The sequence below is a fragment of the Bacillus sp. FDAARGOS_1420 genome, assembly GCF_019344915.1.
GTDB lineage: Bacteria > Bacillota > Bacilli > Bacillales > Bacillaceae_G > Bacillus_A > Bacillus_A mycoides.
Genome location: NZ_JAHWJB010000001.1, coordinates 1,681,523 through 1,698,148 on the forward strand (window position 1 = coordinate 1,681,523; position 16,626 = coordinate 1,698,148).

18 protein-coding genes and 1 riboswitch are annotated in these 16,626 nt (G+C 35.1%); of the genes, 14 read left to right on the top strand and 4 right to left on the bottom strand.

The window, feature by feature from the left end; all coding sequences use genetic code 11:
- Positions 1-52: 52 nt before the first annotated feature.
- Positions 53-955, bottom strand: coding sequence for a diacylglycerol/lipid kinase family protein (locus tag I6L50_RS08920; protein ID WP_219301142.1), 903 nt, complete (start codon positions 953-955; stop codon positions 53-55).
- 150 nt (positions 956-1,105) lie between these two features.
- Complete coding sequence (gene hpt, locus I6L50_RS08925) at positions 1,106-1,633, bottom strand: hypoxanthine phosphoribosyltransferase (protein ID WP_219301143.1); 528 nt, start codon at positions 1,631-1,633, stop codon at positions 1,106-1,108.
- 161 nt (positions 1,634-1,794) lie between these two features.
- Here hpt and I6L50_RS08930 point away from each other — a divergent pair, with 161 nt between their 5' ends.
- From I6L50_RS08930 to I6L50_RS08960, 7 genes are all read left to right on the top strand, one after another.
- Entirely contained in the window at positions 1,795-2,010 is a 216-nt protein-coding gene (locus tag I6L50_RS08930; RefSeq protein WP_219301144.1) for a hypothetical protein, read from the top strand.
- 184 nt (positions 2,011-2,194) lie between these two features.
- Positions 2,195-2,527, top strand: a complete 333-nt coding sequence (locus I6L50_RS08935) for a hypothetical protein (RefSeq protein ID WP_000410947.1) — start codon at positions 2,195-2,197, stop codon at positions 2,525-2,527.
- 160 nt (positions 2,528-2,687) lie between these two features.
- A complete protein-coding gene (locus I6L50_RS08940) occupies positions 2,688-5,429 on the top strand; it encodes an S-layer homology domain-containing protein (RefSeq protein WP_219301303.1) in 2,742 nt (913 codons plus the stop codon).
- A gap of 173 nt (positions 5,430-5,602) precedes the next feature.
- A complete protein-coding gene (locus I6L50_RS08945) occupies positions 5,603-6,097 on the top strand; it encodes an LPXTG cell wall anchor domain-containing protein (protein ID WP_219301145.1) in 495 nt (164 codons plus the stop codon).
- Between the two features lie 89 nt (positions 6,098-6,186).
- Positions 6,187-6,807, top strand: a complete 621-nt coding sequence (locus tag I6L50_RS08950) for a class D sortase (RefSeq protein ID WP_002138791.1) — start codon at positions 6,187-6,189, stop codon at positions 6,805-6,807.
- A gap of 54 nt (positions 6,808-6,861) precedes the next feature.
- Positions 6,862-7,551, top strand: coding sequence for a response regulator transcription factor (locus tag I6L50_RS08955; RefSeq protein WP_002138790.1), 690 nt, complete (start codon positions 6,862-6,864; stop codon positions 7,549-7,551).
- Positions 7,548-9,407: a sensor histidine kinase gene (locus I6L50_RS08960; RefSeq protein ID WP_219301146.1), complete on the top strand. Its 1,860-nt coding sequence runs from the start codon at positions 7,548-7,550 to the stop codon at positions 9,405-9,407. Before I6L50_RS08955 ends, I6L50_RS08960 begins: the two co-directional genes overlap by 4 nt.
- Before the next feature lie 209 nt (positions 9,408-9,616).
- Here I6L50_RS08960 and thiT read toward each other — a convergent pair whose 3' ends face one another.
- Complete coding sequence (gene thiT, locus I6L50_RS08965; protein ID WP_002138785.1) at positions 9,617-10,279, bottom strand: energy-coupled thiamine transporter ThiT; 663 nt, start codon at positions 10,277-10,279, stop codon at positions 9,617-9,619.
- 86 nt (positions 10,280-10,365) lie between these two features.
- Positions 10,366-10,467, bottom strand: a riboswitch (TPP riboswitch).
- A gap of 191 nt (positions 10,468-10,658) precedes the next feature.
- Here thiT and I6L50_RS08970 point away from each other — a divergent pair.
- From I6L50_RS08970 to I6L50_RS08980, 3 genes are read left to right on the top strand one after another with little or no spacing between them, the layout of a single operon-like run.
- Positions 10,659-10,886, top strand: coding sequence for a FeoA family protein (locus I6L50_RS08970; RefSeq protein WP_000060512.1), 228 nt, complete (start codon positions 10,659-10,661; stop codon positions 10,884-10,886).
- Positions 10,883-12,871: a ferrous iron transport protein B gene (feoB, locus tag I6L50_RS08975; RefSeq protein ID WP_219301147.1), complete on the top strand. Its 1,989-nt coding sequence runs from the start codon at positions 10,883-10,885 to the stop codon at positions 12,869-12,871. Before I6L50_RS08970 ends, feoB begins: the two co-directional genes overlap by 4 nt.
- A 16-nt stretch (positions 12,872-12,887) precedes the next feature.
- A complete protein-coding gene (locus I6L50_RS08980) occupies positions 12,888-13,055 on the top strand; it encodes a FeoB-associated Cys-rich membrane protein (RefSeq protein WP_033708410.1) in 168 nt (55 codons plus the stop codon).
- A 35-nt stretch (positions 13,056-13,090) separates the two neighbouring features.
- Here I6L50_RS08980 and I6L50_RS08985 read toward each other — a convergent pair whose 3' ends face one another.
- A complete protein-coding gene (locus tag I6L50_RS08985) occupies positions 13,091-13,669 on the bottom strand; it encodes a lipoprotein BA_5634 family protein (protein WP_219301148.1) in 579 nt (192 codons plus the stop codon).
- 412 nt (positions 13,670-14,081) lie between these two features.
- Between I6L50_RS08985 and I6L50_RS08990 the strand changes: the two genes are divergently transcribed.
- From I6L50_RS08990 to I6L50_RS09005, 4 genes are all read left to right on the top strand, one after another.
- Complete coding sequence (locus I6L50_RS08990) at positions 14,082-14,747, top strand: PspA/IM30 family protein (protein ID WP_002015754.1); 666 nt, start codon at positions 14,082-14,084, stop codon at positions 14,745-14,747.
- 79 nt (positions 14,748-14,826) lie between these two features.
- Entirely contained in the window at positions 14,827-15,231 is a 405-nt protein-coding gene (locus I6L50_RS08995) for a DUF350 domain-containing protein (RefSeq protein ID WP_128856533.1), read from the top strand.
- A gap of 21 nt (positions 15,232-15,252) precedes the next feature.
- Positions 15,253-15,759, top strand: coding sequence for a DUF4178 domain-containing protein (locus I6L50_RS09000; RefSeq protein ID WP_016092500.1), 507 nt, complete (start codon positions 15,253-15,255; stop codon positions 15,757-15,759).
- Between the two features lie 13 nt (positions 15,760-15,772).
- Positions 15,773-16,591 carry a DUF4247 domain-containing protein gene (locus I6L50_RS09005; protein ID WP_219301149.1) on the top strand — a complete coding sequence of 273 codons (819 nt, stop codon included), beginning with the start codon at positions 15,773-15,775 and terminating at the stop codon, positions 16,589-16,591.
- The last annotated feature ends 35 nt before the right edge of the window (positions 16,592-16,626 follow it).

Sequence of the window (16,626 nt, forward strand, 5' to 3'; positions counted from 1 at the left end):
GCTAATAAAAAAGACGAGCCAAAGTGTTGAAACTTTAGCTCGTCTTTTTACATTACACAACCGCAGGATTATAAATCATCGTAAAGTGCCCTTGTAATAGTTCAATATGACAAGGTGTATGAAGCGAACTTTCTCCATCTGTATCTACTTCTTTTTCTTCTTCTGTTTCAATATGAATGGATTTTGCTTTTACGTGGAAGATATCATTTTCATTTGTGTCTTCAAATAATTTCTTTCCGATGTAATCTTTAAATGCTTGGATGCCTGTGGATTTTACGACGAAAATATCAAGTGTTCCGTCATCGCATTTCACGTTCGGAATAAAGGACGGGATACCACCAAGATATTCACCGTTTCCAACCATAACAAGGACAGCTTCGTCTTCATATACTTGTCCGTCGTAAGTAATTTTTACTGGGAATGTTTCAGCGTTTTTGACAGTTCGAATGGTACTTAAGTAGTAACCGATTTTACCAAGCTTTGCTTTCTCTTCTGCATCAATATTGTTTGATACTTCAGATACGAGTCCAATGCCCCAGAAGTTTAAAAAGTGTTGTCCGTTTGCTTTTGCGACATCAATTAGTTTTACATGTTCTTTTGTAATGAGTTTCGCTGCTTCTGCAATATTTTGCGGAACACCAAGTGTGCGAGAGAAGTCGTTGCAAGTTCCGCCTGGAATGATTGCAAGTGTAGGTCTAGTTTCAAGAGGGGCTAAGCCGTTTGTGCATTCAAATACAGTTCCATCACCACCAAAGACGATAATTAAATCTACTTTACTAGCAAACTCCTGACAATATTTTGTTGCATCACCTTGCTTTTTCGTATGAAGGATATGTAAGTCAGGAAAAGCTGCGGCAAGTGGTGGTACGATTTTTGTTAAGTTCGTATGTAAATCGCCTTGTCCAGCTTTTGGATTTACGATGAGGAGTACTTTTTTAAATTTTGTCTTTGTCATTCTTCATCTCTCCCTTTGTTTTTATAAATTACGGTAGAAATAAAACTTCCACCAATAATGCATGGAAGCTTATTTGATCCCGCTATTCGCGGGCCAATAATCATTGGGAATGGACAAAAATCCCAATGATTAAGGTTTCATTTTATTATATTATTCCGTTACAACTGAAGCGATAAATGGTAAGTTACGATATTTTTCTGCGCAGTCGATACCGTAGCCAACGATAAATTCGTCTGGAATTTGGAAGCCAAAATACTCAGCTTTTAAGTCCACTTTACGGCGTTCAGGTTTATCAAGTAACGTACAGAATTTCAATGCTTTTGGTTTATGCATGAAGAAGTGATCTTTTAAGAAGTGAAGTGTTAAACCAGAATCGATAATGTCTTCTACGACAATTACGTTTTTTCCAGTAATGTTTACATCGATATCTTTTAATAGTTTTACTTTTCCAGTTGTTTCTGTTTGATTTCCGTAGCTAGATGCAGAGATAAAGTCGATAGTTACTTCGTTTTTAATATGACGAATTAAATCAGCAGCGAATACGAAAGATCCTTTTAATACAGCGATTACAACGATTTCTTCTCCTTCAAAATCACGTTCGATTTGAAGCGCTAGCTCTTTTACTTTTTCTTGTAATTGCTCTTCAGAAATTAAAGTGTCTTTTATTTCAATTTTCATTTGAATCCTCCTACAGTGTAAAACTTGTGAACATTTCGACTGTAAAGGATAGAAAGAAAAAAGTCAAAGAAGATATAAGGTTTTTACAGAAATCCCCACAAAATAGTCTGATGATATGATATACTGATAATATTAAGAAAACGCTTCCAAAAAGGGTGATTATGATGAAAAAGAAACAGTATACAAGTGTAACATTTATAAAAGCATTGCTTTTAACAATTGTTCTTGGTATGTTGGCTTACATAATTGATGTACCTGCAATTCGCATTTCACTAATTGGAATGACTTTAGTATTAGGCGCAATTTCCCACGGTATGATGTCGCAGCTGCAAGAGGCTGAACTTGATGATATGAAAGATTCTATAGATAAGAAATGAGAAACCTTCACGTATATAGAGTGAAGGTTTTTCGTTTCTTACAAAAATGTAAGGTGATTTGTAAGACAAATCGATAGTTGCATAGTAGTGTTTTGGATAAACTATAAGTGTAAGGTAAAAGGTAAGCATATTTTAGGTAAATTAAGTTTTAGGCACTCTATATGTGAAAAAGGAGTAGGAGGGCATGGAGAAACATTGGACGACCTTTTCTTTTTTAGCAACTAGTAACACCGTAATGCTAGCTGGAGAAATGGATTTTTTGCATACGTTTGATCGAGAAGACGATCATTCTTCTTCTAAATTTACAATGAAATGGAGTAAGTGGAGCGATAGTTGTAAATTGGAAGAAGAGGCCCCTAACGAAAGGCAAAAAATTATTTTAACAAATCCTATTAAAGCATGGGTCGTTCAATGTCGTAAGTGTAACGTCAAAAATCACTTCAAGAAAACTGAGCCGAGACAATTAGTTATCACTCCGGCCCTTCCTACTTCTCAATCACGCGAAAGTAACAAATAAATATCGAGACACATCGAAAGAAGCATCGTATTTATACGGTGCTTCTTTCCTGTTCATAAAAAGTCCCTTAGTGTATGAAAGATTTGTTATGATTATAAAGGAATCTTACATTTTGCATATGGTAGGAAATATGATGGAAGTAAAATTAAAAAAGGTGTGTATGATGAAAAAATATAGTGTAATTGCAGTAGCGAGTTTATTGGCAACAAATCTATTAACATTTCCTTCTAGTTCGCTAGCGGAAATTGAAAATAAAACAAGAAATAATATAGAAGCTTTACAGAGCATACATAGTGATAGACAAAGTGAATTGCAAAAACAATTGGAAGTTATACAAGAGCAACAAATGGAATTAGAAAAAAGAAAAGATATTTTGAAACAGCAGGCAGAGTTATTTATTAAGGTTGACGAATTAAAACAGAAAAAAGAAGAGTTACTAAAACAAGGTAGCGAAGATAAAGGACAATTAGAAGAAGTTCAGCAAAAATTAGATGAATTAAAGAAACAACAAGAAAAACTTGAAAAGAAGAATCCGTTAGAACTAAAAGAAAAGAAGATTGATGAAAAGAATAACCAAGAAGAAACAAACTCGAATGAATTAGAGGAACAAAAAAAGAAGGAAGAGCTTGAAGAGAAGGATCGATTAGAAGTAGACGAAAAGAATAAACAAGAAGGGACAAATCATGAATTAAAAGAGAAGCAAAAGAGAGAAGAATTAAAGAAACAGCAAGAAGAATTACGAATAAAGCAGCAACAATTGGAGAAGCAGCAAATAGAGTTAAAGCAGAAAGAAGAGCAGGAAAAACAAGAAATTGAATTAAAGCAAAAAGAAGAACAAACAAAGCAAGAAATTGAATTAAAGCAAAAAGAAGAACAAACAAAACAAGAGCTTGAATTAAAGCAAAAAGAAGAACAAACAAAACAAGAAATTGAATTAAAGCAAAAAGAAGAACAAACAAAACAAGAACTTGAATTAAAGCAAAAAGAAGAGCAAGAAAAACAAGAGCTTGAATTAAAGCAAAAGGAAGAACAGGAAAAAAGAGAAGTAGAATTAAAGAGGGCAGTAAGTAATTTACAAGCAGCACCACAATCATTCCCTGATGTTCCAGGGTGGGCGGAAGAGTCTGTTACTTATTTAGTGAATAAAAAAGTAATTACAGGAATGCCGGATGGAACATTTTCACCGCATAGCGTATTAAGTAGGGCTGAAGCGGCTACAATTATGGCTAAAGTTTTAGGATTAGAAGTTAAAGAAGGGGACAAGCCGACCTTTATAGATTCGAAAGATAATTGGGCATCTTCTTACATTGCAGCGGTGGAAAAAGCAGGCGTTATTAAAGGTGAAGGAAACGGGAAATTTAATCCGTACGGTCAAATGACAAGAGCGGCAATGGCAACAATGCTTGTACAAGCATATCAATTAGATTCGAAAGTTAATGGAGAATTACCGACATTATTTAATGATGTGAAAGATCATTGGGGCGAGAAATTCATTAATATTTTAGTAGAATTAGGTATATCAAGTGGTATTGATGGAACACAGTGGCAACCTGATAAATCGATATCACGTGCTGAGGCAGCTCGACTTGTTGCGGTGACAGATCAATCTAAAGATAGCGAAGTAAAAGTGAAAAAGGTAAATATAACGAAAAATTTCTTTACTTATAATAGTCCATCATTATCATCAGGTATTTCAAATGAATATGCATCACAAGAAGTAAGGGTATATGAAGAAAGAGATGGTGGATGGATAAAAATTAATACGGATTTGGGTTTTAAGTGGGTGTGCTTAACTGAGAAGAAAGTAAATATAACGAAAAACTTCGTTACATATAATGAATCGTCATTATCATCTGGTATTTCAGGCGAGTATACTCCGCAAGAAGTGACGGTTTTTGAAGAAAGAGAAGGCGATTGGATTAAAATTCATACTAGTGTAGGCTATAAGTGGGTGTGTCTAACTGAAAAGAAAGTACAGATTGATAGAGACTTTACTACTTATGATGCTCCGTCACGGTCTGCGAATGTTTTAGCGTATTATGGACCACAAACAGTAACTGTTGTAGAAGAAAGAGGAACGTGGCTTCGTATAAGTACATATGCAGGATACCAATGGTTGGACACGAAAAAGGAGACAAAGTATTTATCTAAAGTATTTTTCGCATATGACAGCCCTAGTTTTGTATCGCGCGTATCAGGGAAATATTCTCCGCAAACAGTAGAAGTGTATGGTGAAAGAGCAGGCGGTTGGATTCAAATACAAACTAATAATGGTTTGAAATGGGTGAATGAAGGCAATGTTAATCGTAGTCAAGTGATATTGAACGTACCATCAATTTACCAATTCCCAGAATTACACAATGGCTGTGAAGTAGTTTCTTTACAAATGCTTGTGGAACATCAAATTGGTCGTTCATTAAATAAAGTAGCATTTGCGTTTGAAATGCCTTTTGATCAAACAAAATTAAAGAACTATAAAACATCATCACAAATTTGGGGAGATCCAGATGTAGGGTTTGTAGGTGATGTGACAGGAAATACGCCAGGATATTCTATTAATCCAGAACCATTAAAAAGATTGTTAGATAAATATGCAAGAGGAACGAATTTAACAGGAAATGATTTCTCAGTCCTAGAAGATTATGTACGAAATGGGAAACCAGTTGTTACTTGGGTAACTGTAGCACTAAATAATCCAAGACCAATTACAACGTGGAAAACACCAGGCGGAAAAACAATTTATGGACGAATGAATACTCATGCGGTCGTTTTAACAGGTGTCGATGATAATTACGTGTATTATAATGATCCATTTTATGGAACGAAAAATGTGAAAGTGAGTAAGAGTTGGTTTGCAAGTATTTATAACCAAATGGGGAAGAAAGCTTTAAGTGTAGATTAAATAAAAAAAGGTTATCCAAAAGATTATTTTTGGATAACCTTTTTTTATAATGAAATCTTTAAAAGAATTCCATTTCATCTGCATCTTATATTTACATCTCTTGTTTATTCTAGTAATACATCCGGTGCGACGTAATGTATTACTAGAATAAAGTATAAAAGGAGAGAAATAAAATGAAAAAAAAACTATTACCAATTTGTGCGATGGCACTTTTAACAGTAGGATATTCTTCAGTAGCGAGTGCGGATACTGGAACATTAACAAAGGAAGAAGCGGCGCAAGTGCAGCAAGATGCAGCTAAAAAAGAAGAAGCAATTAAGGTACAGCAAAAAAATGATGTAGAGAAAAAGCAAGCGGCACAAGTACAAGAAAAAAGTGATATGGCTAAAAAAGAGGAAGCAATAAAAGCAGGGCAAAAGAATGATACAGCGAAAAAAGAAGTAACACCACAAGTTCTAGAAAAGGAAGCTCTTGCAAAAAAAGAAGAAGCAATTAAGGCCGGGCAAAAGAATGATGCAGCGAAAAAGGAAGTAGCAAAGCCAGCTGTACAAGGTGAAAAATTACCAAACACAGCATCAAATAATGTAGCAATGATGGCACTAAGCGCATGTCTTGTAGGGATAGGGACATTATTTGGTTTGAAGCGTCGTAATAAAGTTAAGGCGTAAATAAAATATTTTTCTATAAAGAATGGGATAATTTCATATATTAAAAATGGTAGGTTATTCCTGCCATTTTTTGCATGGAGGGATGGAACATGAAGTTACTCAATTATATCGGTATCATATTGATGGCCATAGGGCTATTCATGGGATCGTATTACGCTGTGGAATGGTATAAAGGAAAAAGCTCTGCTCAAGAATTAACGAAAGAAGAAATAAAGAGCCTTAAAAATATACAAGATAATCAACTTTCACATGAAACACCTGTAACTTCCCAAGTACCTTCTTCTCAAACCGAGCATAAAGAAGGAGAAAAGGTAGCAATGTTAAATATACCGAAAATAAAGAAGAAGTTTTCTATATATTGGGGAGCAAATGATGCAACATTGAAAAAAGGAGTCGGTATGTTTGTTAGTGATTTAACGACAACACCATCTGGAGGGGGACATACTGTACTGAGTGGGCATCGAGATACTGTATTTACAGATTTAGGAGAGTTAAAAGAAAAGGATAACCTTATTTTGGAGTATGATAATAAAATTTACACATACGAAATTCAAAAGACATGGATTACACATGCGGATGATCGCACTGTTATTGTAAAAAAAGAAGAACCGACATTAACACTGACGACTTGCTATCCATTTGATTATATAGGGGATGCACCGGATCGATATATTATCGAGGCAAAGTTAATTACGAGCAATTCAAAATAAAATTATCAAGTACAAAATGCTAGCTACTTAAAATGAGAGGGGGAGACATAGATTATGTCAAAAAACATTTTAATTGTTGAAGATGAAGATATTTTACGCGAAATATTAAAGGATTACTTTTTGAGTGAACAATATAAAGTGCTTGAAGCGAGAGATGGAAAAGAAGCTTTAGTCTTATTTGAAGAAGAAGAGGTCGATTTAGTTATACTTGATATTATGTTACCAGAACTAGATGGATGGTCTGTTTGCCGAAGGATTCGTAAGACGTCCGGGGTTCCAATTATTATGCTGACGGCACGTGTAGATGAAGATGATACGTTACTTGGGTTTGAGCTTGGGGCAGATGATTATGTTGCGAAACCATATAGTCCGCCTATTTTATTAGCGAGAGCGAAAAGGTTGTTGGAAAGTAGAAAAGCAACAAAGAGACCTTTAGAGAATGAAGACGATACTTTATCAATTCATGGCATTCATGTTCATTTTCCGTCACGTACTGTTACTGTTGATGAGGCAGACATTACTTTAACACATACAGAATTTGAAATATTAGCTTATTTCATGAAAAATCAAGGGATTGTTTTAACGAGAGAACAGTTAATTTCAAGAATTTGGGGGTACGAATTTGCTGGCGATGATCGAACGGTTAATAGTCATATTCGTAATTTGCGAAATAAATTAGGAGAGAAAGCAAAGTACATTACAACTGTAGTGCGAACCGGTTATAAATTCGAGGGGAACATATGAGAAAAGGGATTGTACTTAAATTATTTACCCTTACAACAGCTCTATGTATGTTGATTTTAGCGACGATATTTATTGGTCAAACGATATTTTTCAAACAATATTATGCGAACCGAAAAGTAGAAGATATTAAAGTGAATTTAAATTCCTTTGAGAAGAATTATTTGAATTATGTAGGAAATGCAGAAGGAATTCAGAAGCTGGAGCAAGATTTTTTAAGAGAAAATAATACGTGGATTACGACTTTAGACCAGTATGGGAATTTAAAACATGCGGATGATTTTTATTTTGAGGTAACGATTGACCGTAAGCAACAGAAGAGTTTTGGACAACAAATATTCAAGATTCCCTTAGGTAATCTCGTCAATATAGAGGAGATTGATAATAAATTATCAGAGCAGTTTTTAGGGCAAGAAATTTATTTTTCTGGAGTGAGAAAAGAAGATAGTTTTATTCCGTTCTCTTTTTCTTTAGCTAAGCAGAATTTAAGTGGATCTAATAAACCGTTAGAAAAAGCGTTTCAGGAGAAAATGATTAAATCAGATGAGGAAAAAAAGAAAGCTGATCAAGAGTCAATTGTTAAGGAAAAGAAGCCAGTCGTTCAGGAACAAGCTACTCAGGAATTAGGTGCTTACATAGGAGGACGTGTTACGAAAGTACAGTTCCCCGATGTAAAAGGTCCTGTGAATCCAATTTATAAAAATAGTTTATTCTTAGATAGAATAAAGGAATTTCAAACTGATTTATTATTAAAAGAGAGTAATCATATACAGTATTCAACACAAATAACGGACTATGAAAAGAATGATATAAAATATAAATTATTAATCAAACCGATAAAAGAAAAAGACGGATCAGGATCAGTCACATATATATATGCGATGGCTTCTTTACAGCCTGTAGATGAGGCTGTACAAATGGTGCAAGATTATTACATCTATATTGTAGCATTTGTAGTCGTTCTAATTTTTCTAGCTTCGTTTTATTACTCAAAACAAATTGCAAAACCGTTACTAAAAATAAATGATACAACGAAGAAAATAGCTCATTTAGATTTCACAGAAAAAATTCCGATTACTTCAAAAGATGAAATTGGTGATTTATCGCAAAATATTAATACATTATCTAATAAACTACATTCACATATTGGACAGTTAGAACAAGATATTGAAAAAGAAAGAAAGTTAGAAAACACAAGGAAAGAATTTATTGCGGGTGTATCGCATGAACTAAAAACGCCGCTGAGTATTATGAAAAGCTGTATTTCCATTTTAAAAGATGGGGTAGCTGAACATAAGAAAGACTACTATTTTCAGGCGATGGAAAAAGAAGTAGACAAGATGGATATACTAATTTTGGATATGCTTGAATTAGCTAAATTTGAGTCTGGCACATACAACATGAAGATGGATTCTTTCTATATCGATGGAGTGATTGAGGAAATATGTGAACAGCTTTCATCGGAGATAGAGAAAAAAGAACTGGGTGTGCACAAGCATATATGTCCAGCTGAAGTGGTTGGGAATCAAAATAGAATTGAACAAGTAATTGTGAATTTTATTACGAATGCGATACGTTATACACCAGAAAAAGAAGATATTATTATTTCCACAATAGACGGGAAGGATCATATAAAAGTATGTATTGAAAATAAAGGTGCTCACATTGAAGAAGAGCAATTAGATAAAATTTGGGATCGTTTTTATCGCGTGGATGCATCTCGTCAACGTTCACAAGGTGGAACGGGGCTTGGGCTAGCTATTTCTAAAAATATTTTAGAACTACACGATTCTGAATATGGAGTAAAGAATACAGAAGACGGTGTATTATTTTACTTTTACTTACCGAAAAAAGCGTAGATGATGCATGCTACGCTTTTTTAATTTATTTTCATATTATCTTTACCTAATCTTTATTTTGGAGCAGTATAATTTGGATAGAAAATGAGGTTATGTAAGGAGTAGATTAGCCGTGAATAGCAATTTACTAGGTGTGATGGTATTTATTTTTTTTTGTGCATTTATTGTATTTTTAATTGATATTACGATATGAAAAAAAAGAGCGCTAATTAAGCGCCCTTTTTTTGTGTATTCATTTGATAAGCACCGATGCTTTTGAATAAGCGTGGTGAAGTTGTAAATAAAAGAATTAGTAATACAGTACATAGTATGAAAGAACCGATCATGGTACTGCCGTTTACAATTAATGAATATAGCACAGCTGATTGTCCTTTAGGTGCATATTGACCAAAGAAAATAATACCAGCAATAAAGTGACAGAAATAGCGTGCAAAGCTGCCGACAAATGTGGCAAGGATAATGTAAACGAGTGCTTTTTTTCCTTTGTTTTGTTTTGGTTTATCTTTGCGACTACCAAAACTTGAATGCTCTGCATTACTGTTGTCTGAGGCAAGTGCTTTTTGAATTGGACGATAGAATAAACCAGCAAAGCCGATAAAGGCAAAGGCAATGAAGTACTCAATGAATGCTTGAACTGGTGTTAGAATGTAAGCATCGCCTACGACAATTTGTAAAAGCCCCCAAATTAAGCCTCCTAAGAAAGCCATTTTGAAGCCCCAGCGGTATGCGATAATAAAAATAGGAATCATAGCAAATGAGATGGAACCGCCTGTTGCTGATATTTTGATTGAAAGTGGTAAAATGTCGATGACCAAGGCGAAGGCTGCAAGAATAGCAGATTCGATCATCGCTTGTAAATTGGTGTTACGCATGTTGTCTCCCCCTAAATCCAAGTTTCACAAAAAAGAACATTATCATAGGAGGATACGAAATACGTAAATAAAAAAAGAGGTGTGTATTTCGGACGTTTGCACAATTCCTGCGTTAGCATTAACTAACAGGTTCAAAGGGTCGGAACGAATTGTTCCCTCTCAGCGGTAAGGCTCCCCCTGTGATAACGAGATTCTTTTGTTATTGTTTATTGTAAGTGAAATGGATGAGAATGGCAAATATACTTTGTATGACAATTATTGAAATATAATTGTATTGAAATGTTAATAAATATGAAGCAAAAAGATATAGTCCAAGTGAAATAGAGTATGATATAATTTTTTTGAAAATAATTATCATTCTCTTCTGAGGGGGAAGGTTATGAGCTTAGTAGATATTAAAATTGGTGAGAAAGTGTTAGTAAAAAGTATTCAGTCGTTAGATCAGTTATTAAAGCGTAGATTAGCTGCTTTTGGTCTGGCGGAAGGAAGCGAGCTTCGCTTGAAACAGAAAGCGATGTTTAAAGGTCCTTGTACATTGGAGTGTCGTGGGCAGTTAATTAGTATTCGTCATTGTGACGCGAAAATGATAAAGGTGGAATTAGCGTGAATAAGGTTGCTTTGCTAGGGAATCCGAATACAGGGAAAACATCATTATTTAATGCACTTACTGGTTCTTATGAATATGTAGGAAACTGGAGCGGTGTAACAGTAGAAAAGAAGGTTGGTAAATTAAAAGATAAGCAAGGAACATTAATTGATTTACCAGGCGTTTATGATTTGAATCCAGTTTCACGTGATGAAGGTGTCGTTACGAATTTTCTACTAACAGATGAATTTCATCATATGTTAAATATAGTGGATTCTTCTCAATTTGAGCGAAATATGCATTTAACATTGCAATTACTTGAATTTGGTAAGCCCGTTTCAATTGGTTTAAATATGATTGATGTGGCAAAGCAAAGAGGAATTGTTATTAATGTAAAACGGCTATCAGAAATATTAGGTGTAACAGTCGTTCCTGTCATCGCAAGAACCGGAAAAGGCTGTGAAGAATTACTTACTACTCTTCATGAAGAGAAACAAAAAGAGAAAAAGCCATTCATTATTTCATATGGTGTACAAATGGATGAAGGGATTGGAGAGGTAATCGCTCTTTTAGAGACAGCGAATTATGAGCATCCGAGATGGTTAGCCCTTCAATTTTTAAGCAATAACGAAGTAGTAGAAAAAGAAATGAAAGCATTACCAATTTATAAGGAACTTATAGCCATTCGATCTCGTTTAGATGGAAAACTTGATTGTACGTTGGAAGAGCACATTTACAAGACTCGTGAAGCGTATATTGAAAAGTTAAAAACAAATGTTATGCAACATGAGAAAGAAGGGAAAATTCCTTTTTCAGAAAAAATTGATAGGTTAATTACACATAAAATTTTAGGACTTCCAATCTTTTTAGCAGTTATGTTTTTTATTTTTCAGGTTACGTTTACGTGGATTGGTACACCTTTATCTGATATGCTTGATGGATTTTTTGGCGGACAACTTACTGATTGGGTTACAGCTGGGCTCACAAGTGTTGGGGCTTCTGACTTTATTCAAGCACTCGTTACAGAAGGTATTATTGCTGGCGTTGGTGCGGTATTAGTATTCGTTCCACAAATCTTTGCACTATTCTTCTTCATTTCATTATTAGAAGACTCAGGATATATGGCACGAATTGCAGTTGTTATGGATAGAATTATGGAGTTTTTCGGTTTAAACGGAAAAGCATTTATTCCGATGATTATCGGCTTTGGATGTAACGTTCCAGGTATTATGGCAGCGAGAACGATTGAACAAGAAAAAGAAAGGTTACTTACAGTTCTTGTAACACCGTTTATGTCTTGTTCGGCACGTTTACCTGTATATGCACTATTTGCGGGAGTTTTCTTCCCTCATAGTCAGGCGACTGTTGTGTTCTCTTTATATATCGCAGGGATTGTTCTTGCATTACTCGTTACAAAGATTATGTCTCTTACTATTTTAAAAACAGAAAAATCTATTTTTGTAATTGAACTACCACCTTACCGTGTGCCGCAAGCGAAAACGTTATGGCTCAGCACGTGGGAGAAAGGTAAAGGATTTGTTCGTAAAGCGGGTACATTCATCTTCGGTGGTTCTGTTGTCATTTGGTTATTAAACTATGCAGGTCCATCAGGATTTGGTGTTGATATGGGAGACAGTTTCTTAGCGATGATTGGTGGATTTATCGCACCACTTTTTGCACCGCTCGGTTTTGGAACGTGGCAAGCTGCGGCATCCCTTTTAACAGGATTTTTAGCGAAAGAAGTTGTCGTTTCTACGATGGCAATTATTTATGCGGTTAAAGAAGATGTGCTAGGAAATGTAATGGGAGCACATTATACTGCGCTATCAGCCTATGCATTTATGTTCTTTATTTTATTATATGTTCCGTGCTTAGCGACAGTAGCTGTTATTAAACGTGAAACTGGATCGATGAAATGGACAGTTTTCTCTGTCGTTTATCCGCTCGTTATTGCTTATGTATTAACGCTCATTATATACCAAGTTGGGTCCTTACTCGGATTCTAGAAGGAGATGTATCGCGGTGATGGTCAATATTATAATTGGAGCTATCATTTTTGGTTATGCAGCATATACGTTAGTTAATTTTGTAAAGAGAAGTAAAAAAGGCAAATGCGCAGCATGCTCTTTAAGTAAGTCATGTCAATCGCAAACTTGTAGTCCAGATATGGAGCAAATTGCTCAGAAATAGAAAAAAGCTTTGCGAAATTCGCAAAGCTTTTTTGTTTACTTTTTAATTTTTACAAGTTGTGATGCTTCTACTCCATTTGCTCCAGGTAATTCTTTGCTAGGGTCTTTATCAAATTTTAGAATACCTACAGATTTTTCTTCACCTTTTACATTTCCATATGCTGCGTCATCAACGATGGCAAACATATCTCCATAAGAACGGCCGTCACCGATAATTGTGTTACCTTCATATTTTAATTTCGCTCCATCAAGTGTAGCATTTCCAACTTTCTCTTTTGCAAATAATACACCTTGCTCTGCTGTTACAGCTGGTAACTTATCAATTGCTTTTGTGTCATCATTTTTATCGACTTTTTTAAGTAGTTCTTTCTTAACGAGTTCTTCACCAGTTTTCTTATCCATTACAAGTACTTTTTTACCTTCAAGTGTTGCAACTTTCATTTTATATACATCTTTTTCTTTTACATCTTTTTTGTTTTTATCTGCGATTTGCTGAACTTGATCTTCCGTTCCGTATAATACTAAGCCGTTCGCCTTTTCTCCTAATAAAGAACAACCTGATAATGCTCCGAATGAAATTGCTGCTGCTAACCCGATTCCTACTAATTTTTTCATGATGATTTCTCCTTTTTATATGTTTTATAGTAAATACAGTTTTTGTATTAATCCTTACATTATGAGAAGCTTTTTTGTTATTCTGTTGCTTCTGGTATTAGTGTATAAGAAATATGGAGATGTAACTATCGAGTTAGCTTACAGTAACATTACAATTATGTAATTTAGTGAAATCGCGCAAAAATAAGTTAATTTTGGAGGCAGAAATAATAAGGATATAGTAGGAATACAATATTATATCTGGAATGTCATATTATATTGGCTGTATTTTGGAAATAACATGTAAGGACATCTTAGTTTTGTTATAATAAACACATAGGTTGTAAAAATGAATATTCTTACTGAAAAGGGAGATTTTTAATTTTCCAAGTAGTGAATTTGAAATATGAGGTATATCATAGGAGGAGTTTGGATGTCTGTATTTAAACGATTAAGAGATTTAACAATGTCGAATGTGTATTCATTAATTGAAAAAGCTGAAGATCCAGTTAAGATGACGGATCAATATTTACGCGATATGCAAGCGGATGTACAAGAAGCTGAGAAAAGTGTAGCAGCTCAAATCGCACTTGAGAAGAAATTCAAAATATTATTTGAAGAGCAAGAAGCACTTGTGAAAAAACGTGAAGAGCAAGCTCATATGGCTGTTCAAGCTAGCAACTTAGATCTTGCGCGCCGTGCTTTAGAAGAAAAACAAAATGCAGAGCAAAAGATGAATGAGTATAAAGCGAGCTATGAGCAAAACAAAGCAGCTGCTGATAACCTTCGTCTTAAGCTAGAAGAAATGCGTAAGCAATTAACAGAGCTGAAAAATAAACGTGAAACACTTGTTGCACGTGTAAATGCAGCGAAAGCACAAAAGAATATTAATCAGGCGATGTCTGGATTTGATTCAAATTCAGCAAAAGCTGGTTTAAGCCGTATGGAAGAGAAAGCACTTCAATTAGAGGCTGAAGCAGAAGCAAGCGGTGAAATTTACAAGAAAGAAAAGTCGTTAGATGATGAATTCGCAAGCTTAAACAAAAATTCTGTTGTTGACGATGAATTAGCTCGTATTATGAAGCAGTATGAGAAATAATATAGAATAGACAAAGAAACCGACATGTCTGAAGAGAATTCATGTCGGTTTTCTATTACCTTTTAGAGGAGGTTTTGCAATGACGTGGACGAATGTTTTAGCCATGCTTGTATGGACTGGAGCAAGTGCGGTACTTTTATTTGCAATTATGTGGGTTGATTCGATTTTTACAAAATACAATGATTTAAAAGAAATAAAAAACGGGAATACAGCTGTAACAACGCGTTTCGTTATGAAATTATTCGCTCAAGGATACATTTTGTCACAATCGATTACGAAAGCGAATGACTTATGGCAAGCGCTTCTTGCCTCAGCAGTTTCATTCGTTATTTTATTAATTGTAGAAATGTTCATTGAGTTTGTGTTAAAGAAAATGTCTGGTTTAGATTTAGAAGAAGGAACGAAAGAAGGCAGCGTAGCACATGCGTTGTTAGCTGGTTCATTACATATCGTTGGTGCACTTATTTTAGGTGCTTGTTTATAAAGAGAAAAGGAGGGGTAGATTGTGAGTTTATTTAAACGTATTAAAAATATAATGAAGAGTCCGGAGCCGCCGAAGCCAGAAAAGAGTCTTTTAACGTTGGCTCCTGGCGATATGATTGAAGTCTCGTTAGTCATGTACGAATTAACTGGGAAAACGAGCATGCATTCTCGCAAAGAGATTGTTTTAACTTTGCAGGACGGGAAAGATATTCGTTATTTGAAAATTGAAGACCGTGAAAATACGTATTACAAATTGTATACACCGATTGATGGTCGTTTAGATTCAATCGATGAAATTCCGACGACGATTGAAATGGATGATATAGAGTATCATATGGAAGAACAATATAATGGACGTGTTGTTGTTATGGGGAAAACACCATTCGCTGCTTCAGAAGAACAGTACGTATGGGAATTCCAATCTGATAACCGTAAATTATTACGTGTTGAATGGCAAAATGGTCGCACAATGATGTATGAGGGAGAAGTAATTATTCCTGCTGATGTACAAATCATAAGAGCAACATAAGGGGGGCGTAATCATGTCAAACCGATTGTTTACCATGATTAAATCGTTCGTGATCCCTATACTTGCTATCGTTACATTACTTGTTATTGCCGGTTATGCTTTATCGGGCTGTCAAAGTGGTCAGGCGAAGTCAATTCAGGACCGTTACCCACTAGAGTCTGTCGCAAAGGATGGTAAACAAGAATCTTACGTGTATAGGGCCGCCAATCGGTCAGTTCCTGAAGTTGCAAAGGAACTTATAGCCGAAAGGAAACCGAAGCAAGCATCTAAAGAAGACGAAAATCAAATGTTCCTCGTTTATTCTGATAAAATGTATAATTTACAAAAGGATAAAGAGAAACCATCTGATACGTTAATTGAAATAAGTAATGAAGAATTTGTCCGTCAGAATTACCAACCATCCTTCTTACAAGGATATATTATGGGGAGTATATTAAACGATATATTCGGTTCACGAAAATCATCATACGGTGATTATCGCGGATATAATGACAGACAAAATCATAAACCGGTTATCCCGGAAAGACCACCTACGAAAGAAGAAAAGAAAACCCCGCCTCCAATTACGAAGGAAGGGAAAGGATCTATTATTAAGCGAGGCGATAATGTAGATCCGAAATCATCTGTAGGTGATAAAGGAAGTATTACGGAAAAAGGAAGTGACAAGACGCCACCGCCTTCTACCGGAAGCAAAGGGAAAATCACGAAAAACCCAGGTGGCTCGAGCGGATCTGATGTGAAGCCGAAATCATCCATTAAAACCCCACCAAAGAATACGTCTCCCCCGAAAACAAGGGTTGGCGGTTCAGGGAAAATTATGAAGAGAAGATAGTATAGAGACCGAAAAGTGGAATTTGCTTTTCGGTC

Excerpts from the sequence above, each read along its gene's own strand:
- I6L50_RS08920 (WP_219301142.1), bottom strand. The coding sequence starts at position 955 with ATGACAAAGACAAAATTTAAAAAAGTACTCCTCATCGTAAATCCAAAA.
- hpt (WP_219301143.1), bottom strand. The coding sequence starts at position 1,633 with ATGAAAATTGAAATAAAAGACACTTTAATTTCTGAAGAGCAATTACAA.
- I6L50_RS08930 (WP_219301144.1), top strand. The coding sequence starts at position 1,795 with ATGATGAAAAAGAAACAGTATACAAGTGTAACATTTATAAAAGCATTG.
- I6L50_RS08935 (WP_000410947.1), top strand. The coding sequence starts at position 2,195 with ATGGAGAAACATTGGACGACCTTTTCTTTTTTAGCAACTAGTAACACC.
- I6L50_RS08940 (WP_219301303.1), top strand. The coding sequence starts at position 2,688 with ATGATGAAAAAATATAGTGTAATTGCAGTAGCGAGTTTATTGGCAACA.
- I6L50_RS08945 (WP_219301145.1), top strand. The coding sequence starts at position 5,603 with ATGAAAAAAAAACTATTACCAATTTGTGCGATGGCACTTTTAACAGTA.
- I6L50_RS08950 (WP_002138791.1), top strand. The coding sequence starts at position 6,187 with ATGAAGTTACTCAATTATATCGGTATCATATTGATGGCCATAGGGCTA.
- I6L50_RS08955 (WP_002138790.1), top strand. The coding sequence starts at position 6,862 with ATGTCAAAAAACATTTTAATTGTTGAAGATGAAGATATTTTACGCGAA.
- I6L50_RS08960 (WP_219301146.1), top strand. The coding sequence starts at position 7,548 with ATGAGAAAAGGGATTGTACTTAAATTATTTACCCTTACAACAGCTCTA.
- thiT (WP_002138785.1), bottom strand. The coding sequence starts at position 10,279 with ATGCGTAACACCAATTTACAAGCGATGATCGAATCTGCTATTCTTGCA.
- I6L50_RS08970 (WP_000060512.1), top strand. The coding sequence starts at position 10,659 with ATGAGCTTAGTAGATATTAAAATTGGTGAGAAAGTGTTAGTAAAAAGT.
- I6L50_RS08985 (WP_219301148.1), bottom strand. The coding sequence starts at position 13,669 with ATGAAAAAATTAGTAGGAATCGGGTTAGCAGCAGCAATTTCATTCGGA.
- I6L50_RS08990 (WP_002015754.1), top strand. The coding sequence starts at position 14,082 with ATGTCTGTATTTAAACGATTAAGAGATTTAACAATGTCGAATGTGTAT.
- I6L50_RS08995 (WP_128856533.1), top strand. The coding sequence starts at position 14,827 with ATGACGTGGACGAATGTTTTAGCCATGCTTGTATGGACTGGAGCAAGT.
- I6L50_RS09005 (WP_219301149.1), top strand. The coding sequence starts at position 15,773 with ATGTCAAACCGATTGTTTACCATGATTAAATCGTTCGTGATCCCTATA.